Genomic DNA, 20701 nt, shown 5'->3' on the forward strand with positions numbered 1-20701 from the left:
CATCTCGCAAAAATGGGCTTTTTAAGGGACGACTAAATTAGCCCCAATTATTAGGCAAAACACCATAAAAGTAGGCAAATTGACATATAAAAGACCACCTTTCAGGCTCTAAAAGACGGCAAAACGCAACGTGAAAGGTATGCTTCTGCAAAATCGTCAATATGCAAAGACATCCTGATTAAGCTTTTTCAAGCTGAAACAGGAATAACACAGCCTCAGGTAAACCGAAATCAGGATTAAATCAAAGAATATAAAGAAAAAGTTTTCTGAATAAACTCATCACTCATCACAAGCAGACATAACTTGCTGATTTTCAACGACATTGAATGTGATGAGTTGAAAAACAGACTCATCACGCCTAGCATAAAGCCTATGCCGTGATGAGTCTGCCTTCAAAGTCGTCACATCATAAGTGATTAAATTACAGCACTTTACATATCATTGTGACGAGTGACGAGTTTATTCAGAAAACTTTTTTATAAAAATCTCGTAAAAAGCAGAAATATCAGCAGTCTTCCAACGTGCCGATAATCTCCTTAACCGACTTGCAGCCGTGGTTGTCGAGCCATTCATTAATGCCGTCGCGTACTTTTATCGTAACCTGAGGATCGATAAAGTTGGCTGTACCAATCTCTATTGCCGTAGCACCGGCCATAAGGAATTCGATGGCATCATGGGCATTACAGATACCTCCAAGACCGACAACAGGGATTTTCACAGCCTTGGCCACCTGCCATACCATACGCAGGGCAACAGGCTTCACGGCAGGACCGCTAAGTCCGCCCGTATTGATGCTAAGCAATGGCTTGCGCTTCTCTATATCAATAGCCATGCCCATAAGAGTGTTGATAAGCGATACGCTGTCGGCGCCCTCAGCCTCAACGGCACGCGCTATCTCGGCTATGTCGGTAACATTGGGAGAGAGCTTTACTATCATGGTCTTGTCGTATCTGGCACGCACAGCCTTTACTACGCTTGCCGCACCGGCACACGTAACGCCGAAGGCCATGCCTCCCTGCCTTACGTTTGGACATGAAATATTCAGCTCTATGGCCGGAATATTGTCCAGCTCGTTGATACGGGCGGCACATTCAGCATAATCTTCAGGAGACGAGCCGCTGACGTTTACAATCATATTTGTATCAATGTCCTTTATCTCAGGATATATATGCTCACAGAAATAGTCTACGCCCTTATTCTGCAGTCCCACGCAGTTGAGCATACCCGAAGCCGTCTCTACCATACGGGGATAATCATTGCCCTCACGCGGTTTTAGAGTGGTTCCTTTCACAATAATACCGCCAAGACCTTCCAACGGTATGAAATCAGCAAATTCGGGGCCATAGCCAAATGTTCCCGAAGCCGTCATTACAGGGTTCTTCAACTGCAATTTGTTGATATTTACGCTTAAATCTGCCATAACAATTTCTTTATGTTTACAACCGGTCCTTCCTTACATACACACACGTTGCCTTCTGTGGTCTTTTCAACGCAGCAGAGACATGCTCCCAGTCCGCAGGCCATCTTATTTTCCAAAGACACCTCACATTCTATGCCTTTTGCCTTGGCATATCTTGCCACGGCAGCCATCATTGGCTTCGGACCGCAAGTGGCGATACGGCCGAAAGCCACCTCATTGAGCACAGAATGGTTTGTAACAAAGCCTTTCTCGCCCATTGAGCCGTCTTCTGTCGTTACGCATACGCGCCCGTACTTTTTAAACTCATCCAGCAGAAGCAAATCTTTTCCGGAACGTGCCCCGAGAAGAAATACAGGGGTTATACCGGCATCGCAGAGTTTCTTGCCGAAATACAGCAGCGGAGCCACACCTACGCCGCCGCCAACAAGCAAAATCTTCTCTGAGGCGCCTTCAGGCATTGTAAAGCAGTTACCCAAAGGGAACATGCAGTTAAGCACGTCTCCGGCCTTTAATTGAGCCATACGGCGTGTTCCGTCGCCTATAGCAGCAACGAGAAGCCACAGCTGATTTGTGTCATAATCAACGAAATTAATTGAAATGGGACGCCTAAGGAATGTAGAAGGCGATCCGTCTACTCTTATCTCAACAAACTGTCCCGGGAGCATTTCCGGAAGTCGTTCGTCCTGAGTAAGCTTTATCAGAACATATTTGTCGTTTATATGTTCTACAGAAACGACCTTGAGGTCTGAAACATATTTTTTCATAAGAAACGAATTTATCTTATTAAACCAGGCGCAAGAAAGACTTTATCGCCTTACTTACAGAATACAAAGGTACAAAATAAGCCTGCGCTTTCCAAAAAAACGAAAGTCACAGGCTGTTAAATATATGTTAAACGGCATATATGATGCCATAAAAGGCTATTTAACGTCAAGAAAAACGCTCAACAATGAAAAACTGACACATGACAGAGCCAATAAATGCCTCAAAAAACGTATGTACATGCCATAAGCCTACAAAAAAGGGCATACCAGCAAAGCTAAATCAACATATTGTCGGTTTTTACACGGCAATTCTATTTCTTTGGGACGAAAGTCTCATAGGTAAGGTCGTCAAAATAAACTCTTATCTCAGTAATCTGTCTTTGCGGACGCTCAACATATTTCACTTCAGGCCGAATAACGCTCTCAACATGTCTGTGCACAGGCTGTTGAACAGATGCTCCGGTCTGGTTGCCTCCGAAAAGATCCGGCACGCCGCCTCCAAAGTCAGCAACATGCTCACTGCCCATATCTGTATCCTCAGCAGGAGATGGGTCGGTAGTCGGAGTGTCGTCGATAAACATCGAGCCTCTTCCGAACATGAGCCAGTCGGTACTCAGGCGAGGCATTTTGCTCTTAATCGCTTCAACGGTGTTGAGCGTCGGTTTTGTACGGTTGTTAAAAATGCTGCTTAATGATGCAGCAGACATTCCGATGAAGTTAGCGAAGGTCTGTTGACTCATATGTTGAGACTCCATTATCTGCCTGATTCGGTCTTTCATTTCTTCCATTTTCTTACCTTGATGTTGTTTTTTGCTATTTTTCTTAGACTTTACAAAGGTAAATCATTTTTTTGACATACGCAACAAACCTAAATATTATTTTAAAATTTAAATATTGAATTTATAAATTTATATTTGTAAATGTAAATATCTAAATCTTATAATTTGGTATTTAAAAATACAAATGTAAATTTAGACTATTAAAACGCCCGATAAGCCTTTATTTAAAGGATTTTGCTAACTAATTCATTAGGCGAGCGTTATTTGCGCTGATAAAAAGCGTAAATCTGGCTTTATGCAGTATTTTAAGGCGAAAATAAGTAAAATTGCATAAATTTACTTCATAAAATATCGTATTTAGGCTGATAATCAGGCATTTAAACAATAAATCCGAAAATGCATAAATATAACTTGTAATTTGCAAATTTAAAGATTTAAATATTAAAATATAAATTCGGCTGTCAATATATTTATATTTAAATATAAATTTATGCTTTACATTTGCATTTTATATAAACAAATATAAACATTCAGATAGCTAAATTTCGGTGTTGTAAATCATAATAAATGCAAACGCTAAATTTTAACGCCTGTTTTTCGGTCGAAAAACAGAAAAATTAAGTATTTCGAAACGAGGTAAAGAAAGCTCAAAAATACACGATTCTGAGAGCGTCAAAAATCATAAAAGGCTCTGATTTTTACGACTTTAACCCTATTTTTTTTGTTCAGGAAAAAATGCGAAAGAGAAAAAAATAGCCCCAAAATGGGGCTATTTTTAGTGTAAAATGAAGAAAATTAGCTCTCTTAACAGCTCCCCGACAGGGGTATTTGGGTTGTCTAAACCCTTACTTTTGGCATCTGTCTCTCTAATTTTAGAAATTATCTGCATAACTTTCACACCAGTATAATTTCTCATACCCGTGATGTAGTCCTTTGCAGCCCACCCTGCCCTGAGGTCCAACCAGCGTGCAACACTCTCGTCAGTTTTAGGTTGAGGAGCATAAAATGCTATAAGTAAATTTTGAAAATAAGAGAACAACATCGGTATAAGCATGTATGCATTTCCGGTCTTCGGGTTGTCATTAAAATAATACAAAATCCGTGTCGCCTTCAACACATCACGGTTAACTATCGCGCTGCGTAATTCGTAAGCATTAAAATCCTTGCTCACTCCTATCCTCTCCTCTACAACCTCAGGAGTAACACGTCGGTCATTCTCTGGCAAAGAAAGAATCAGCTTATCGAGTTCACTCGTCAACCTGCTAAGATCTGCACCGATATGGTCGGCTATCATCTGGGATGACTTATGGTCTATTGCAGCGCGTCCATAATTTTTAAGATAACTCTCTATGAAAGCCGGCAATTCATAATCACGCTTCTTCTTGCTCTCAAACACCACACCCGTGGCGGCAGCCTTGGCCAATATTTTCTTTCGGCCGTCAATACTGCCGTTTTTGTGACACAAAACCAAAACTGTTGATTTCACAGGTTTTTCAACATACTTTTCCAGTTGTTCCCAGTTTTTTATGTTCTGAGCCTCTTTCACTATCACAACCTGCCGCTCGGCCATCATCGGGAAACGCCTTGCCATGTCAACAATCTGACTTGAAGAAACGTCAGAGCCAAAGACAACAGACTGATTGAAGTCGCGTTCTTCAGGAGTAAGAGCATTCGTCGAGATAAAATCTGTTATCTTATCAATATAATAAGACTCCTCGCCCATAAGAATATATACGGGCGCATAATTACCTGCACGCAAGTCGCGCATTATGCTCTCAAAAGTAACGATCTTTTTCTCTGCCATATCTTTATGCTTTATCTGAAAGCCATTGCTGCCAAAAAAGGACGCTGACGTTCACCGTTTAAAATAATAATGGCTAACTTTGCAAAAATTACTGAGTCAGCGGCCTGAAGACATAAACTATCTGTCTGCGGCAATAAACTCATACGCCCTAATACATGGCAACTTAAAGCCATTCAGAATGCAAATTTAATAAAATGTATCGATTAAACCTACCTCAATACGAAATAAAAATAAAACAGCAGAACGGCAAGACACAGATTCTTGACACGCTGAGACGCAAGTTTGTAAGTCTTACACCGGAAGAATGGGTGCGCCAGCATTTTGTTCATTTCCTGACAGAGCACAAAGGTTATCCGGCATCACTCATTGCCAACGAGACAGAACTGACATGCGGTCAGAAAAAACTGCGCTGCGACAGCGTTCTATACGACTCACAGGCGCGTCCGCGCATGATTATGGAGTATAAAGCTCCAACAATAGCCATCACACAGAAGGTGTTCAACCAGATTTCGGTTTATAACATGCTGCTGAAAGTGGATTATCTCGTAGTAAGCAACGGCCTGCAACACTATTGCTGCCGAATGGACTACGCAAATAACAGCTATTGTTTTCTGAAAGAAATACCTGATTTCAGCGAACTTTAACGCCAAACTGCATTAGTTTTTTGGGCAAAGATTTATAAAGAATAAAACATTACCCCCAAAAAGTCTGATTTTTAATCATAAAAAGAGAGCGGACAAACACCTAATTCATTTTTTAATGGTATTTGTCCGCTCTTTATTATATATCTAAACTGCACAAATAAAAGTTGTGCATATTAGCCGTTCTGTGTAAACATGAGAATATTTAACGGGCTAAAACTTCTACATACCCCTTGCCTTAAATATCTTTTCTTTTGCCTCATTGATTTCCTGGAATTTCTTCTCAGCCGCACGCCTGATATCCTCGCCAAGCGCAGCCACACGGTCAGGGTGATGCTTCAAGGCAAGATTACGATATGCCTTGCGCACTTCATCGTCTGTCGCATCAGGCGATACGCCCAACACAGCGTAAGCATCTTCCAGTGTGTCTTTTTGCAGATTCAACATTGAGTCAAGATCTTCCATATCCATGCGCATATAGCGAACGCACTCTCTCAAAGCCGAAATTTCCTCATTTGGCATAGAACCATCTGCCCTTGCTATCATTACGAGGAAGTTTAGCAGCTGCAGACGCTGACCATAGTCGAGATTCATAGCTATCTGCTCACAGCTCTGACGTATAACATCCCTGAAAGCATAAGGATTTGTGGCATTCAGCCTCTTCTGCTCGTCAAATAGGCGCAAAAGTATGCTGTTGCCCTGCTCCACAGCCACTTCACCGAAGTTTGCACGCAAGAACTTCCGCACAAACTCCATCTCGCTGTGCATCACCTTGCCGTCTGCCTTAATAATATACGACGCCAGAACAAGCAGAGAGAACAAAAAACTGTTGCGCTGCCCCTCATAATATTGCTGTTCGCGCGTCGCGCTGCCGAAGCCTTGACGGCCAGAAGAAGTACTTCCGTATCCGTTTTTGGGCTCTCCGTCTTTGTTTACCGCATTAATTCCATAATCAAACAAGGCTCCCAGTGCCACTCCGGCCAAAGCTCCGAGCGCACCGCCGGACATAAAGCCCAATATGCCGCCTATCCATTTTCCTGCTGCCATAAATTTCTGTTTTTTACGTTTAAAGCGCCATTCGAGTCTAATATACAAGACAAGATGTCTGACATATAGTCACAAAAGCGCCATTATAATTTCATTTTTAGTATATTTTCCCTTATGCAAATATAATGCAAACGGAGGGCTGAACAAAATAAATTTATTTAATTAAACCCAAATCAGGCCGTATATCACAGATGTATCGCCATAAACGCTCATGTTTACAAACTTTTTGGATGCTACATGCCTGAACCTTAGAAAATTCTGACGAGTATTACCAACACCCAGCTATCGCCTAAATATGGATTTTTTTGCCTCTTTATCAACTTATTATGCACCAATGGCGGGCTGCATCAATCACTACGTCAAAAAAAGCCGACAATTCCGTGACGCAAAATCCTATCGTCTGACGCCTGTGTCCCATTGTCAGCAGCTCTTTTTCCTGAGTCATCATACACATTTTCATGCCTTCTGACATGACCATATTCAGACTTATGTCGCCGCTTGCCGAGCTTACCACGATGTTTCTGTCTAATTTTTCATCACGCTCCACAGCCCTTGTCACATAGCCTATTGTATCATAAAACGCCCTGAATTCGGTGCGGTCCATGAATATTTTGTTGCGCTCATACTTTCCGTCTGCCGATTTTGTACTTTGAGTAAGTTTGATATAAACATCCTTTCCGGCCTCATTAAAATCGAAAAATATCGTGCTGTAACCCAAATCGAGCCTGCGGCTCCACTGTCCGACGCCATTATCAGCCTGTCCTGCCAAAGCCCTGCCACCTTGACTGAATCCATTGGAAGCATTCTGATTTGCAGAAAAACTACGTCCGTTATACGAACGTCCGCCCTGCAAATTGCTTTTTTCGCGCTGAAAATCATCGGGAAAACGGCGTCCGGCATACGAACGTCCACCCTGTTGCGGTAACGGTTCCTTAGTTTTCGCCCTATTGTCTTGATTGCCTACAAGGTATCTCACGTTGCTGTATCCGGCCAAACCACGCTCCAGATTGCCGCCTTTTGAGCAATATCCGACTACAATTTCATCAGCAAGAGCCATCATAAGTGCGTTGCGGTCGAATGCCGAGCGGGCGCATACCGTATGCACCTCAGGCCCGCAATGGGTTATTATCAGCAATAGGCCGCTGCCTAAAGCCTCGCTCACCGGCTCGCTCCATTGCTCATGCATGGCTTCTGCCAGCACCAATATTGCCGGAATTTTTCTTTCAAGCAATGATGAAAACACATGTTTTTCCATTGGCGACTGGTCGCCGCACATTACGCAAACCTTATCCGGTTGCAGGGTTGCTATCCATCTGTCCACAGCAGCCTGAAGTCCAGACGGCTCCTTTCTCGAGCAGAAAAATGCCATTTTTCGCAGCTGCATGATATTTTCGTTGCCCAGTTTACTTCTTATTTCCATGTTTTTCGTTTTGTTATCAAATTCAAGGTTATAATATAAATCCAAGCAGTAAGCCTAAAATTAGTCAAGGTTTTATGCCGAAATGCAGATTATCTTATACTAAGATTTATGCAAATATACAAAAAAACGGCATGCCGCGTATAAAAACTGATGCCTATTAATGCCTTCAGGCAATAAAAACATCATAATCTTCATACGCAGCATGCCGTAAAGTCAACACACACTTGCCGTCTACATACGGCTTTTCTGGCTCTGTCCTGCTCCCGTGCCCTTATATTTGCTCTTGTCAACATTAAACTTATAGCGCACCGTAAGGCTAACTCTGCGCTGAGCCGGAGCGCCCCAAAGCGTCTCGCGCATAGAGCCATAAAACATGGTCAAGCGCTGGCGTGAGGTCTTGAATAAGTCCTTTACTTGCAGCTGCACCGTAAACCGGTCTTGCATAAATGCCTTATATAAAGACATATCTGCCCTGAAAGACGGCTTCCTCATGTACACATTCTCATCGCCTCCACGTGTAGTATAGCGCATATTTAGCGAAATACGGCATATTTTAGTGTCTAATGTGTTGTCAAAACGGAATGTTCCAACGGGATTGTCGAGCGGATTATGCCCGTGAACCTGCATGGCGAACCATTGCTTCTGCACGCCGAGCATGAGCGACGGATGCCACATTCCAAAAGTCGGACTTATATTAAGCGAGGCGTACATCTTGTCGTACGACTCACCGTTTACCTGCCTGAAAAGCACCACCGACGGGTCGTCTCCGTAGGGTTCGCTGTGCTGTATTATCGGATCAATTACATGCGACCATCCTGCATTCAACATTATCCACTTATATGTAAGCGCCAAGTTGACGTTGTTTGACCTTGACGGCAGCAAAAACGGATTACCGCCCTCATAAGTGTAGCGATTATCGTAGGTTATGTTGCTGCGAAGCTGGTTATAAGACGGCCGGGATATGTCTGACGCATAGCCCAACTGAACGCCAAAATCGCCAAACATGCCCGAAAGCGACAACGAAGGAAAGACATTGTTAAACACACGGCTCTGCTCACCTACATACACTCCGTCGTCATAATAGTCGAAATCTACATTCTCATACCTCACTCCGGCCAGCATGTTCAACGGCCCAAAATGGCGGACATATTCAACAAAGGCCGAAGCCATACCCTCTTCTATACGGCTCTTGTCGTCTTCGAGGACATCTGCCGGAAGCACGCCATAAAGAGTCTTGCGCACCGAATAAGAATACTCTCCGCCAAAAGACAAGGTGCCGCCAAACAGCGGAGACGTCAGCACCAGCTTTGACGCCACAAGATTGTTACGGCCGTCTGACGAAGTACTGACCTGCTGGTTTACAGGTTCCTGTCCTGTTTCCTGATAGTCCTCAACTGTCGTCATGCCTCTTCCCGTCTTGCTCCAATACCAGTCAGCATTAAAGTCAACACCCAACTGACCTATCTTTCCGACATAATATAAATTTCCCTGCAGCGTTGTGCCTTGTCCTGACGCGACATAAGAGCTTAAAAGCTTTTCTGTGAGCAGATCGTCCTTAACGACACTCGATTTCATATATCCCGAAGCGTTGTCCCACGGCATGCGATACCAGCTAAGGCTTGCCCCCAGCGAATGATTCTCGTTGAACATATAGCTCAGCGCCAGTCGTCCATATATATTCCTTTTTTTATATACCTGGTCAAGCGAACTTGGCTGCCGCCATGTCTTGTCAAGATATGTTATCTGCTCCAGCTGCTTCGGGTCAAGTGTGTTAGTTCTTGATATGTTGAACGTTCCACCTATGTCGAGGCCTCCGCTGCGCCAGTTCATGTTTATGCGCTCCTGCCCCGAGGCATAGCCTCGCTCTTTAAGTTCACCCGACAGTCTGTTGTCAAAGCCAAAGCCCTCGCCAACGGCCTTCTTGGTGGTTATACGTATAACCGACTTGACACTTGCGCCATATCTTGCACCGGGATTTGTTACAACCTCAACCGACTTTATGTTGTCCGAACTAAGGCGTTCTAGCTCCACTTTGTCGAGCATCTTGCGCCCGTTTATATAAATTTCGGGCTCTCCGCGCCCAAAAACCTCTATTTTCTCGCTGTTTGCCGACACATTTGGTATGCGGTCGAGCAGATCTTCCATACTTCCTGCCGTCTCCAGCACCGTCCCCACCACGTTTGTTACCATGGCATCGCCCTTCAGCCTCGTCTTCGGTATGCGGCTCCTGACCACCACCTCGCCAAGCATCTGCGTGTCTTCTTGCAGACAGATGCGGCCCTCATCGTCAGTTCTGTCGGCATAAACAGTCTTATATCCCACGCCCGAAACGCGCAGAAGGCGTCCTTCTGGCGGAACATCGAAACCGAAACGACCAATGCTGTCGGTCATAACGCCCGTAACATAAGACGAATCAGGCAGCGACAAGGCCACCACATTTATATATGGTATGCCATTACCATGCGCATCCACCACCTGTCCGCTTACGTTCTGTCCTGCTGCCGTCAGTGTCATCAACGTTGCCGGAAACAGCATCATCCGCTTTATATCAACACGTATCTTTGTCATATGTTATGCTTTTTTTACTGAAAATCTTTAACCTCAAACAGCATTTCTGACTTTTTAAGGCTGCAATGCTTTTGATTTTTTCACTTTTAAGACGGATAAGCCATAACAAACGTTGCACGGGTAAGCTTATATTTACTTTTTTTAACAAATACAGTTAAAAACTATATAAAACAACTGAACGTCTGCCGATGAATTACGGCAGACGTTCAGAAAGACTATTATGTATAACAATGACGGTAACTTATTCAACTATCACCTTTCCGTAGTAGCTTTTGTTACCTCTTATGGCCTTAACAATATACAGGCCGCTGCCCATTGCATTAGTGGCAATTGTTGTTCCAATATAGCGTCCGGCCAATGCACCGTTAGAAGAATATACCTCAACGCTCTCAGGCTCAACACCTTTAATAACAATCTGCTTGTTGTCAGAGTCGTTATAAATCCTTACGGGAGATGTCTCTGCCTTAGAAACGCCCGTAGAGCTGCCTTCTTCCTTGATAATCTTGAACGAATCAAACAGTGTTGCGCTGCCTGCGTCGTTAACGGTGTATGTGCTTACAAATATCGTGTCGGCCGTTACTGTAACGTCGCTGAATGTAGGTTCGCCTGTCTGACCGAACTTTCCAGAGAAGAGTCCCCAGTAATTGTCAACTCCATGAGCCGAATATGCGTCAATCATGGCCTGCTCGTCGCGCGGCTCATACTTCTTCTTGCCGGCAGAATTGTTCAGGAAGTACAGAGTGCCTTCGTTTACGTTGAACACACCGCCCTGCTTTCCTGTCATATTCTCACGCACTCCGCCGGGAACAACGGTCTCAACCTCTTCTACGGCACCGTCTACAAGAGTCTTTGTCAGGTTGTTAACCGGGCCGATAACTTCGTAGATATGGTCGTGGCCCTGCAAGGCAACGTCTATATGAAGCTCGTTGAACACGGGGAGCATGTTTTCACGTACAAGACGTCCGTCGCTGTCGCTCTGGTGCGACTGGCTGCCTGTAAACATGTTCTTATGGAATGTGGCAATGCGCCATTTAACGTCTTTATGCTCCTCAACCTGCTTTCTCATCCAGTCAGCAAGAGCGTCAAAGTAGCCTTCTTTCTTGTAGTCCTCGTAGTTTATCACCATGAACAAGGCGTCGCCCTGAACAAACGAATAGACTGTTCCTTCCATTGTAGTGGGCACGGCCGAAGTTGTGTTGAACGTGTTGTCTGTGTTAAAGTGCCATGCAAAGTTGCTGTTTGAGCTTGTATCGTGGTTACCCTGCGCAACAACCAGCGGATAGTTCATCCAGATATCCTGCATTGTGCTGAACCACTGCTCATATTCCCATTCAGAGTTGTTGGCTCCTGAAGTTTCAACCAAGTCGCCGTTCACCAGCACAAACTTGGCATCGGGCACCATCTTCTGTGCTGCATGGGCTGTTTTCTGAGAAACATCAAACATGCCGTCATTCTGTGCCTGGGTGTCTGTTATATAGATGAACGAGAATCCTTCTTTCTTGTCGTATGACTCGGCGGCTGTGGTAAAGTGGCCAATCTCGCTCCAACCCTCCTCGTTACCAACACGGAACGAATAGGTTGTGCCCGGTTTCAGGTCTTTTGCCAGAGCCTTATGGCTTGTGTATGAGCGCTTTGTGTTGGCCTCAATACCTTCCACTCCGTTTTTGCTCGTCACGTAGTTAAGGTCTTTTACATCAGCAGAAACAGCATCTATTGTGATGTCGGGCTTGCTGAAATCTTCTACACTTGCGTCTGCCTTCAAGACAATCTGCACCTTGCCTGTCTTCACAGAACTGTTGGTAAACCAGGCAAAAGCCATACGCGTAGTAGGATCTCCGTTAAGTGTCATGTTGATGCTGTAAGGCTGACTTGCCGACTGCATTTCTGCCATGAGGCGTGTCAGACGTGTCCATGACGGAACGGTGTAGTTGTCCTGGTTCAAACTGATTTCCTGTGCTGATGCTGACAGCATACCGGCTGAAAGGAATGCCACAACTACGCCAGACTTGATTGTGTTAGAAATTTTCATAAATAATTTTGTTTTAATGAAACATAATTAAATTTTCGTATGCAAAATTATCAGTATGGTGTTTCATCTTTCTTACAGCATAACTACGAGTTTGCAGCAAAATAATTACGAAAATAATACACCTAAAAAGCCCATATTTTAATGTACACGTAAGAGATTTTTATTAAAATGAAATAAAATCAAGGTTAAGTTACGGTTAATATAACAGGACGGACAACAACACCAGCAAATAATCTTCGGAATATGTCTTTCCGCAGAATTTTTATGACTATATTTTTACTCAAAGCGAAAAGACGCTCAAAAATCGAAAGTTTTTACCATAGAAACACTTTCGATTAAATATCAACTCAATATAATTTACATGGTTTGTTAAGCAAACGACAGCTATTTACTTTCAAACTGTTAGTGATAGAGTTACGGGTCATAACTCTATCACTTTTGATGCAAAAGTGGCCGCTTTTCAGGTCGTAAGTCATAGGATTTTTTCTGATAAAACGGCTTGATTTAAACCTAAACCTGTGATTAGGGTACGAAAAGATGCAGACAAGCTAAAGAAAACAGCTATATATACAACAAAGAAAATGGCGCAAAAACTTTTGCCAACAGCAAAGAAACGACAAAAAAACAAAAGCCATAACTACACGCAACAGCCTGTAGCCATGGCTTTTATCGGCAAAACAACATCAATGCTGTCTAAAACATTCTCTTATGCTGTGTAAACGTGCGCAAAGTTGCGCTTCGCTCAGTCCGGCCATACTGTTGATACAGCCCAGCATTGCAGCGCCGCCGAAATTTAGAGACTTCAGATAGTGTATCTTATCCGGCGTAACACCGCCAAGAGCCACAACCTTATTGTCCAGAATGCCCTGTTCTGACGCCTGACGGAGCATTGCATCAGTGAAGGCAGAGGCATATCCCTGCTTTGACACGCTGTCGAATATCGGGCTGAGAAATACATAATTGCAGTTATCTTTGTGCTGTTTTACCTCTTCAAGAGAATGACACGAACGGCTGACATGACCGCTGTAACCTTCGGGCACAATGTTTCGGTGCGCGTTAAGGTGTATTCCGCGCAAACCATAAGGCTCCGCCAGTTCAAAGAAGTCGTGAACTACAATATGCGAACGGTCTTCTGCCGACAGCTCTTCAAGCAGGCGCGCACAGTCAGCAGCCGATGCTCCGGGCTTACGCAGATGTATTATGTCAACGCCGTTGGCCAACAGGCGATGAAGAAACGTGGCTTCATCTGATAAAAAAACGGGAGAAGTAACTACAATCCAAAGCATTGTTTAAGTAAAAATGAAAAGCAAAAAGTAAACAAAACGAATTTAGGCGTCTGTCTGCACTGGCAAAATGCCTTACGAATACACCTTATTATATATAAGGGGCTATAAAGTCCGGACAAAAAGCCGCTACTTCATAGCCCCACACCAAAACTATTTAAGTTTCTTGATAATCAGTTCGGCAACCTTCTTGCCCGACATGAGCATACCACCGAAGATTGGTCCCATACGGGGAGTTCCGCTTACGGCAGAAGCAGCCATACCGCAGACATAAAGTCCGGGATAAATCTCCTTTGTGCCGTTAACCACCTCATTCTCGCCTGAAACCACGTCGAGCGAGCGTTCGCCGATAACATCACCCGTATCAGTTGCAAGGCGGATGCCGTTCTTGCGCGCTACAGTCTTGCACATCTCGCTGTCATGGCCAGTTCCGTCGATAACACACTTTGCCATAATGTTAATCGGGTCTACATGCATACCTTCACGCAAAACCGGAGTCCAGTTGACAACAACACCGCTGACAACATTGTCCTTAAACACAACATCCTCAACAGAATAGCAGTTGAATATTGTTGCTCCGGCATGAACGGCCTTATATAGCAGTGCAGAGGTACTCTCAACAGAATCCATCACAAACAGGTCTTCGTCGTAGCTCTCAAAGTTGATGTCAAAGTCTTTCACGATTTCGATGGCTTCTTTCTGCACGACAATCTGATTGAACATCATTGCGCCGCCCCACATACCGCCGCCGGGAGACAACTTGCGGTCGAACTGGGCAACTTTAAGTCCGGCCTTTGCCAGATAATATGCGGCAACAATGCCTGACGGACCTCCGCCTACAATGGCAACATCGAGATCAAGATTACGTTCCAACTTGCTGAAATAGGTACTGATAATACCCTGTGATACTTTCTTTTCTATCATTTTGTTTTTATTTTTTATATAGTAAATTTCTTATTTTCAATGAGTTAAGCGTTTCCTTTCTTCATGCTTCATTGCGCTCATGCAAGCAAGGCACAACGGCATGACAGGCACATATACAGCCTGTCATACTGCTGCGCAGACAGCTTAACGCCGAGGTATTAAAGCCCACATGCATTAAACATCGCACTCGCCTTCTTTTATCGTCTGGCTTATACGCATGGCGCAGAAGTTAGGACCGCACATAGTGCAGTATTTTCCGCCCACATGGTTGGCCGTCTTGTAGTATTCAAGCGCACGTTCAGGGTCAAGACTCAGATTAAACTGGTCTTTCCAGCGGAACTCATAGCGTGCCTTGCTCAGCGCATTGTCGCGCACAATGGCACCGGGATGATGCTTTGCCAGATCGGCTGCATGTGCAGCAAGCTTGTATGTCACCACGCCCACGCGTACATCGTCACGGTCGGGCAAGGCTAGATGCTCTTTCGGCGTTACATAGCACAGCATGGCAGTGCCGAGCCACCCTATCTGAGCCGCACCGATGGCACTTGTTATATGGTCGTAGCCGGGTGCAATGTCGGTTACCAACGGGCCGAGCGTATAGAACGGCGCGTTGTGGCACTTCTCTATCTGACGCTGCATATTCTCAGGAATCTTATCCATAGGCACATGGCCAGGACCTTCGATAAATGCCTGAACATTCTTTGCCCAAGCACGCTCCACAAGCTCTCCCATAGTGTCGAGCTCAGCAAACTGGGCGCGGTCGTTGGCATCATAGACACTGCCCGGACGCAATCCGTCGCCAAGCGAAACGGCTACGTCATATTTAGCCAGAATGTCGCATATATCATCAAAATGCTCATAGAGGAAACTCTCTTTCTGATGCATCTGGCACCACTTTGATATAATGCTTCCTCCACGGCTAACCATGCCTGTCATGCGGTTGTCGGCAAGATGTATGTTCTGCAGACGTATGCCGCAATGGATGGTGAAATAGTCAACTCCCTGCTCACACTGCTCGATAAGTGTGTCGCGGAACAGCTCCCAAGTAAGGTTTTCAGCATGGCCGTTAACCTTCTCCATGGCCTGATACATAGGCACGGTGCCTACGGGCACAGGACAGTTGCGCACAATCCACTCTCTAGTCTCGTGAATATTTGCTCCTGTAGACAAGTCCATCAGCGTGTCGCCACCCCACTTGCAGCTCCACACAGCCTTCTCAACCTCCTCGTCTATGCTCGAAGTTGTGGCAGAATTGCCTATGTTTGTGTTGATTTTCACAAGAAAATTGCGGCCTATAATCATAGGTTCTGCCTCGGGATGGTTGATGTTTGCAGGAATTACAGCGCGTCCGGCGGCAATCTCGCTGCGCACAAACTCAGGAGTGATGTGCGTTTCGATGCCAAGTTCCTTGCAATTCATGTTCTCACGTATGGCGACATACTCCATTTCAGGGGTTATTATGCCCTGCTTTGCATAGTAAAGCTGGCTCACCTGGCAGCCTTCCTTAGCCCTGAGAGGCAGGGCTATATGCTCAAAGCGGAGAGAATCGAGCGAGTGGTCATCACGCCTCATGCGTCCGTATTCAGACGAAATCTCCTTAAGGCGCTCCACTCCTCCACGCTTCAGTATCCACGGTTCGCGCAATCGCGGCAGACCTTTGCGTACATCAGTAGCAACATCAGGGTCGCTGTAAGGACCGGAAGTATCATAAATATACACAGGAGGATTAGGACGCTCCGTGCGTTTGTCACCATCAACGGTAACTGTGGGAGTCTGCTTTACGACACGCATGCCCACACGAATGTCGGGAAAGAGTTCACCCTTGAGGTAAACTTTCTCTGAACCCGGATAAGTTATTCTTACATTATTTTCCATAAATATATTATAAGGTTTGTTCTTTTTGATTTATCAAATCTGCTATACGGCGCATCTCGCTGACCGGATCAGCGGCACGCAGGATGCTTCCGCTAAGGGCAATGCCCGTAACACCTGCACTGAAAAGGTCAGAAATGTCGTCGTAACCAATGCCGCCAATGGCTATAAGCGGCAGGTTTATTCCTCTGTCGTGCATCTGCTTAAGCAGACGTTTGTATCCGTCGAGCCCGAGAATGGCAGCAAGATTCTTCTTTGTAGTAGTGAAACGGAACGGGCCGCAGCCGATATAGTCGGCACCTTGGGCGGCAAGACGGCAAATATCGTCGAATGTGTTGGCCGTTCCACCTATTATATAATCAGGACCTAGAATCTTTCGCGCCTCGTCCACCGGCATGTCATTTTTGCCAAGATGAACGCCATCGGCACCAACACGCTGCGCCATCATCACATTATCGTCAATGACGAACGTGGCACCATAGCCGGCGCAAAGACTCTTCACCTGCAATGCTGCCGCTTCGAGCTCTGCCTCTGTGGCATCCTTCATGCGCAGCTGAATCCAGCGGCATCCGCCTTCAAGAGCCATTCTGGCAGAGTCGACGTAGGTATATTTGTCAGTAAAATGTGTAATAAACTGAAGTCTGTTCATATCTTTTTGTCTTTATTCTTTATCAATTACGATTGCCGGCACAGGACTGAAAAAATGGTTCAAGGGGCCTGTCCCATCACCTATTGTTATATCTGCTCCTGCCGCAAGCGCAGAAGTAAGATAGCGTTTAGCCTCGCCTACTGCCTCAACAAGACTATCACCGCGGGCAACAAAAGCGGCAATGGCAGACGAAAGTGTACAGCCCGTGCCGTGAGTGTTGCGGCTCGCTACAGAAGGAGCCGAATATTCATTTAAGGAGATGTTGCCGTCAAGGATGCTGAAAAGCACATCTGTCTTTACACAGCCCGATGCATGACCGCCCTTTATCAATACGGAACGAGTGCCATAATCAAGGATGGCGCGTGCTGCAGCCTCTAAATCATTAGCAGATACAGACGGCATGCCGGTCAGCACTAAAGTTTCAGGAATATTAGGAGTGAGCAGGTCTGTAATGGGCAACAGCTTTTTTTCAAGCAAAGTGAGTGCATCTGAACTCATGAGCATCTTTCCGCTGCTCGAAACCATGACAGGATCGACAACAAGAAAATGCGGACGGCAGTCTGTCAAGGCATTTATTATGGCATCCAATGTTGCTGCATCGTTAACCATACCTATTTTAACTGCATCGGGATGCAGGTCTTCCATGACTGCCACAATCTGGTCGTAGACTACCTGTGCGGGCACTGAATGAACATACTTAACGCCCTTGGTGTTCTGCACGGTTATGGCTGTAACGGCAGCCGCGCCGTAAACTCCAAGCGCAGAAAAGGTCTTCAAGTCAGCCTGAATGCCTGCACCGCCGGATGGATCTGAGCCAGCCACAGAAAAAGCAACGGGATAACGCTTCATAAAGCAGCCCTCCGCAGCATACAGCAGTCAGCACCCGACTTTACGGGCATAACGCACAAAAAAGAAATAAAAGTCATACTTAAATCTCCTCTTTTAAGATCAGTCAACACTCTCAAAAGCAGGTGACGCGGAATAACCGCCATAAAAGAATTGCATCAAAATCCCAGCGTCGGCATTATCCGTACTGGTTCAATGTGTATAATCTCAGACACGGCAGCCATAAGGCATGCCGGACACCACCTTTTGAGTACATTGCAAAGATAAGACAAAATAACGGCACAGCCAAACTTTTGCTGTCTTTTTTGTGTGCATTGATATCGTTCACGACACAGAAAACAAAATTATCACTACTGAATCCCGGGACAAGCCGCAAAACAAAAGCCGCAAGACTGATAACAATCTTGCGGCCTACAGACTTAAAAAGTCTCAATTTATTACTATGAAAAACGATTTTCACATTTAATCTACAGGGATGTCCTTGTTGACATTCTTACATCCGAGCAGAGCATAATAAAGAAGGTATGCCAAAGCAACAAGCGGCACGATATAAGAAATCATGTAGCCGGCCTTGTCGGCAATGAAGTTCTGCAACAGCGGCAGTACACCTCCACCGACAACCATCATCATGAATATGCCTGAAGCGGCAGCAGTGTATTTGCCAAGTCCTTCAGTAGCAAGATTGAAAATACTTGCCCACATGACAGACGTACACAATCCGCAGAGCACAAGCAGCAGAGCGCTGACAGGCACTGTTACCATTGTGAACGAAGAACCCGTAAACACAGGCATAGACGTTGTTGAAGTCTTAGACGAGAACATTGCCACCAACATGAGCACGATAGCCACGAGCGATACAGTGATCATCATGGCGCGGCTTGAAACCTTGTCGGCAATGAAACCGGCAACGAAACGTCCTACAAGCATCAGCAGCCAGTAAGTTCCGGCAACAAAACCGCCTATGGCAGCAGCATCGCCTACAACTCCTGCACCCTTCGACGTCGTGTCAGAGATATAGAAGTTGAGAGTGCCGGGGATACCAATCTCTATTCCAACATAAACAAAGATACCGATTACGCCCAATACGCAATGACGGAAAGCCCACGGACTATGTTCAAATACGGTGTCTTGTGTAGCCTTACCCATCTCCGGATCAGCTATCGGTATGAACGAAAGCACGATAAACGCACCGGCAAACACAGTCATGGCAATGTAGAGCACGAGGTTTACATCGCTTATGGCAGTGTCTTTAGTAACTGTACCTACCAAGGCGCCCACCAGCATAGGTGTCAGCGTTCCGGCAAGCGAGTTGAGCGTTCCTCCGATAAGGTTGAGCTGGTTGCCACGGTTGCCGCCTCCGCCAAGGAGGTTGAGCATGGGGTTAACCACTGTGTTGAGCATACATACAGAGAAACCGCATACGAATGCACCCAAAAGATACACCCAGAATCCGGTAAGACCTGTAGGGAAGCCCGACAGATACTGCACGAGCACACCCACAAAACCAACTGCAATGGCCACCATTGCAGTCTTTTTATAACCTATCTTGATAAGCAGCTTGCCGGCAGGTATACCCATAAACAGGTATGCAAGGAAGTTCATCATGTTTCCCATCATGCCTAATGTGTTGCTGCCCATCAGTTCGGGCTGATTCTTCCATATTACGCCAATCGGTGCCGCCAGGTTAGTGACGAACGAAATCATGGCGTAGATAAACATCATAGCTATGATGGCTATGATACGTCCACTTTGTTTATTTGTCTGTTCCATGGTTCTTATTTAATAAGGTATTGCTTTTTATGACAATCTTTCCTCTGGAACAAAATCGTCATCATCCTCTTTCTTCGTAGTACGCTTACGAATTACGCGCTTACGCTTCGGCTTCTCCTCTACAGGCTTTTCGCTCTTAACACCTGCCAGTTCAGGATCAATCATGATGCGTCCGCAATACTCACACACAATAATCTTCTTGTGCATTCTGATGTCGAGCTGACGCTGAGGCGGTATCTTGTTGAAGCATCCGCCACATGCATCACGCTGCACGTAAACGATACCCAGACCATTGCGCGCATTCTTGCGTATACGCTTGAAACTTGTAAGCAGACGCGGCTCAATCTTCAGTTCGAGTTCCTTTGCCTTCTCCTTAAGCTTCTCTTCCTCAGCTCTTGTCTCGTCCATAATCTCGTCGAGCTCGTTTTTCTTTTCTTCAAGAGCTACACGGCGGTCCTTAATAAGCTCCTCGTTGTTCTGGAGATCTTTGTTTTTCTCCTCAATCTTAACGTTAGCCTCTCTTATCTTCTTGTTGCAAAGCTCTATTTCGAGCGACTGGAACTCAATTTCCTTGCTCAGTGTGTCATACTCGCGGTTGTTCTTAACGTCGTTGAGCTGCTCTTTATAGCGCTCCACGCTGGCCTGAGCCTCGTTAATTTCAGCCTTCTTCTGTACAACGGCATTCTGAAACTCCTTGATGTCGTTCTTTATTTTCTCAATACGTATTGTAAGACCGGCAATCTCGTCTTCGAGGTCCTGAACTTCAAGAGGCAACTCACCTCTCAGGGCTCTCTTTTCATCGATAGCCGACAATGTGGTTTGCAACTGGTAGAGAGTTTTCAGTTTCTCTTCTACAGACAAATCTGTTGGATCTTTTTTAGCCAT

At 45.3% G+C, this 20701-nt stretch carries 16 protein-coding genes; 1 reads left to right on the forward strand and 15 read right to left on the reverse strand.

The window, feature by feature from the left end:
- Positions 1–505 precede the first annotated feature (505 nt).
- The 4 genes from QVO66_RS00710 to holA form a co-directional block, all read right to left on the reverse strand.
- The gene (locus QVO66_RS00710; protein WP_021853446.1) at positions 506–1420 is read right to left on the reverse strand and encodes a dihydroorotate dehydrogenase; all 915 of its coding nucleotides are present in this window, start codon (positions 1418–1420) and stop codon (positions 506–508) included.
- Positions 1408–2184 carry a dihydroorotate dehydrogenase electron transfer subunit gene (locus QVO66_RS00715; RefSeq protein WP_021853447.1) on the reverse strand — a complete coding sequence of 259 codons (777 nt, stop codon included), beginning with the start codon at positions 2182–2184 and terminating at the stop codon, positions 1408–1410. The genes QVO66_RS00710 and QVO66_RS00715 overlap by 13 nt, the downstream gene beginning before the upstream one ends.
- A gap of 311 nt (positions 2185–2495) precedes the next feature.
- Positions 2496–2963 carry a helix-turn-helix domain-containing protein gene (locus tag QVO66_RS00720; RefSeq protein WP_288172402.1) on the reverse strand — a complete coding sequence of 156 codons (468 nt, stop codon included), beginning with the start codon at positions 2961–2963 and terminating at the stop codon, positions 2496–2498.
- A 775-nt stretch (positions 2964–3738) separates the two neighbouring features.
- Complete coding sequence (gene holA, locus QVO66_RS00725) at positions 3739–4767, reverse strand: DNA polymerase III subunit delta (RefSeq protein WP_021853450.1); 1029 nt, start codon at positions 4765–4767, stop codon at positions 3739–3741.
- A gap of 194 nt (positions 4768–4961) precedes the next feature.
- On the opposite strand from holA, the gene QVO66_RS00730 reads away from it, so the two are divergent.
- Complete coding sequence (locus QVO66_RS00730; RefSeq protein ID WP_021853451.1) at positions 4962–5411, forward strand: type I restriction enzyme HsdR N-terminal domain-containing protein; 450 nt, start codon at positions 4962–4964, stop codon at positions 5409–5411.
- A 219-nt stretch (positions 5412–5630) separates the two neighbouring features.
- Here the strand turns inward: QVO66_RS00730 and QVO66_RS00735 are convergent, their stop codons facing one another.
- From QVO66_RS00735 to QVO66_RS00785, 11 genes are all read right to left on the reverse strand, one after another.
- On the reverse strand, positions 5631–6455 hold the full coding sequence (locus QVO66_RS00735) for a DnaJ domain-containing protein (RefSeq protein ID WP_021853452.1): 825 nt from the start codon (positions 6453–6455) through the stop codon (positions 5631–5633).
- A 316-nt stretch (positions 6456–6771) separates the two neighbouring features.
- Entirely contained in the window at positions 6772–7875 is a 1104-nt protein-coding gene (locus QVO66_RS00740) for a hypothetical protein (RefSeq protein WP_021853453.1), read from the reverse strand.
- A 231-nt stretch (positions 7876–8106) separates the two neighbouring features.
- Positions 8107–10443 carry an outer membrane beta-barrel family protein gene (locus QVO66_RS00745; protein ID WP_021853454.1) on the reverse strand — a complete coding sequence of 779 codons (2337 nt, stop codon included), beginning with the start codon at positions 10441–10443 and terminating at the stop codon, positions 8107–8109.
- Between the two features lie 241 nt (positions 10444–10684).
- A complete protein-coding gene (locus QVO66_RS00750; RefSeq protein WP_021853455.1) occupies positions 10685–12472 on the reverse strand; it encodes a fibronectin type III domain-containing protein in 1788 nt (595 codons plus the stop codon).
- A gap of 683 nt (positions 12473–13155) precedes the next feature.
- Positions 13156–13758, reverse strand: a complete 603-nt coding sequence (locus tag QVO66_RS00755; protein WP_021853456.1) for a thiamine phosphate synthase — start codon at positions 13756–13758, stop codon at positions 13156–13158.
- Between the two features lie 150 nt (positions 13759–13908).
- Positions 13909–14679 carry a sulfide-dependent adenosine diphosphate thiazole synthase gene (locus QVO66_RS00760; protein WP_021853457.1) on the reverse strand — a complete coding sequence of 257 codons (771 nt, stop codon included), beginning with the start codon at positions 14677–14679 and terminating at the stop codon, positions 13909–13911.
- 174 nt (positions 14680–14853) lie between these two features.
- Positions 14854–16554, reverse strand: a complete 1701-nt coding sequence (gene thiC, locus QVO66_RS00765; RefSeq protein ID WP_021853458.1) for a phosphomethylpyrimidine synthase ThiC — start codon at positions 16552–16554, stop codon at positions 14854–14856.
- Positions 16555–16561: 7 nt separating this feature from the next.
- The gene (locus QVO66_RS00770; protein ID WP_021853459.1) at positions 16562–17200 is read right to left on the reverse strand and encodes a thiamine phosphate synthase; all 639 of its coding nucleotides are present in this window, start codon (positions 17198–17200) and stop codon (positions 16562–16564) included.
- Positions 17201–17212: 12 nt separating this feature from the next.
- The gene (gene thiD / locus QVO66_RS00775) at positions 17213–18049 is read right to left on the reverse strand and encodes a bifunctional hydroxymethylpyrimidine kinase/phosphomethylpyrimidine kinase (RefSeq protein ID WP_021853460.1); all 837 of its coding nucleotides are present in this window, start codon (positions 18047–18049) and stop codon (positions 17213–17215) included.
- Positions 18050–18508: 459 nt separating this feature from the next.
- Positions 18509–19816, reverse strand: coding sequence for an MFS transporter (locus QVO66_RS00780; RefSeq protein WP_021853461.1), 1308 nt, complete (start codon positions 19814–19816; stop codon positions 18509–18511).
- A 27-nt stretch (positions 19817–19843) separates the two neighbouring features.
- Positions 19844–20701 carry a zinc ribbon domain-containing protein gene (locus QVO66_RS00785; RefSeq protein WP_021853462.1) on the reverse strand — a complete coding sequence of 286 codons (858 nt, stop codon included), beginning with the start codon at positions 20699–20701 and terminating at the stop codon, positions 19844–19846.

Origin of the sequence: Prevotella sp. CAG:255 (assembly GCF_000431195.1) — a bacterium.
Lineage (GTDB): Bacteria > Bacteroidota > Bacteroidia > Bacteroidales > Bacteroidaceae > Prevotella > Prevotella rara.

What these genes read in the sequence shown, in the direction of transcription:
- holA (WP_021853450.1), bottom strand. Translation starts at nt 4,767, where the DNA reads ATGGCAGAGAAAAAGATCGTTACTTTTGAGAGCATAATGCGCGACTTG.
- QVO66_RS00770 (WP_021853459.1), bottom strand. Translation starts at nt 17,200, where the DNA reads ATGAACAGACTTCAGTTTATTACACATTTTACTGACAAATATACCTAC.
- QVO66_RS00745 (WP_021853454.1), bottom strand. Translation starts at nt 10,443, where the DNA reads ATGACAAAGATACGTGTTGATATAAAGCGGATGATGCTGTTTCCGGCA.
- QVO66_RS00780 (WP_021853461.1), bottom strand. Translation starts at nt 19,816, where the DNA reads ATGGAACAGACAAATAAACAAAGTGGACGTATCATAGCCATCATAGCT.
- thiD (WP_021853460.1), bottom strand. Translation starts at nt 18,049, where the DNA reads ATGAAGCGTTATCCCGTTGCTTTTTCTGTGGCTGGCTCAGATCCATCC.
- QVO66_RS00785 (WP_021853462.1), bottom strand. Translation starts at nt 20,701, where the DNA reads ATGGCTAAAAAAGATCCAACAGATTTGTCTGTAGAAGAGAAACTGAAA.
- QVO66_RS00710 (WP_021853446.1), bottom strand. Translation starts at nt 1,420, where the DNA reads ATGGCAGATTTAAGCGTAAATATCAACAAATTGCAGTTGAAGAACCCT.
- QVO66_RS00715 (WP_021853447.1), bottom strand. Translation starts at nt 2,184, where the DNA reads ATGAAAAAATATGTTTCAGACCTCAAGGTCGTTTCTGTAGAACATATA.
- QVO66_RS00760 (WP_021853457.1), bottom strand. Translation starts at nt 14,679, where the DNA reads ATGATAGAAAAGAAAGTATCACAGGGTATTATCAGTACCTATTTCAGC.
- QVO66_RS00730 (WP_021853451.1), top strand. Translation starts at nt 4,962, where the DNA reads ATGTATCGATTAAACCTACCTCAATACGAAATAAAAATAAAACAGCAG.
- thiC (WP_021853458.1), bottom strand. Translation starts at nt 16,554, where the DNA reads ATGGAAAATAATGTAAGAATAACTTATCCGGGTTCAGAGAAAGTTTAC.
- QVO66_RS00750 (WP_021853455.1), bottom strand. Translation starts at nt 12,472, where the DNA reads ATGAAAATTTCTAACACAATCAAGTCTGGCGTAGTTGTGGCATTCCTT.
- QVO66_RS00720 (WP_288172402.1), bottom strand. Translation starts at nt 2,963, where the DNA reads ATGAAAGACCGAATCAGGCAGATAATGGAGTCTCAACATATGAGTCAA.
- QVO66_RS00755 (WP_021853456.1), bottom strand. Translation starts at nt 13,758, where the DNA reads ATGCTTTGGATTGTAGTTACTTCTCCCGTTTTTTTATCAGATGAAGCC.
- QVO66_RS00740 (WP_021853453.1), bottom strand. Translation starts at nt 7,875, where the DNA reads ATGGAAATAAGAAGTAAACTGGGCAACGAAAATATCATGCAGCTGCGA.
- QVO66_RS00735 (WP_021853452.1), bottom strand. Translation starts at nt 6,455, where the DNA reads ATGGCAGCAGGAAAATGGATAGGCGGCATATTGGGCTTTATGTCCGGC.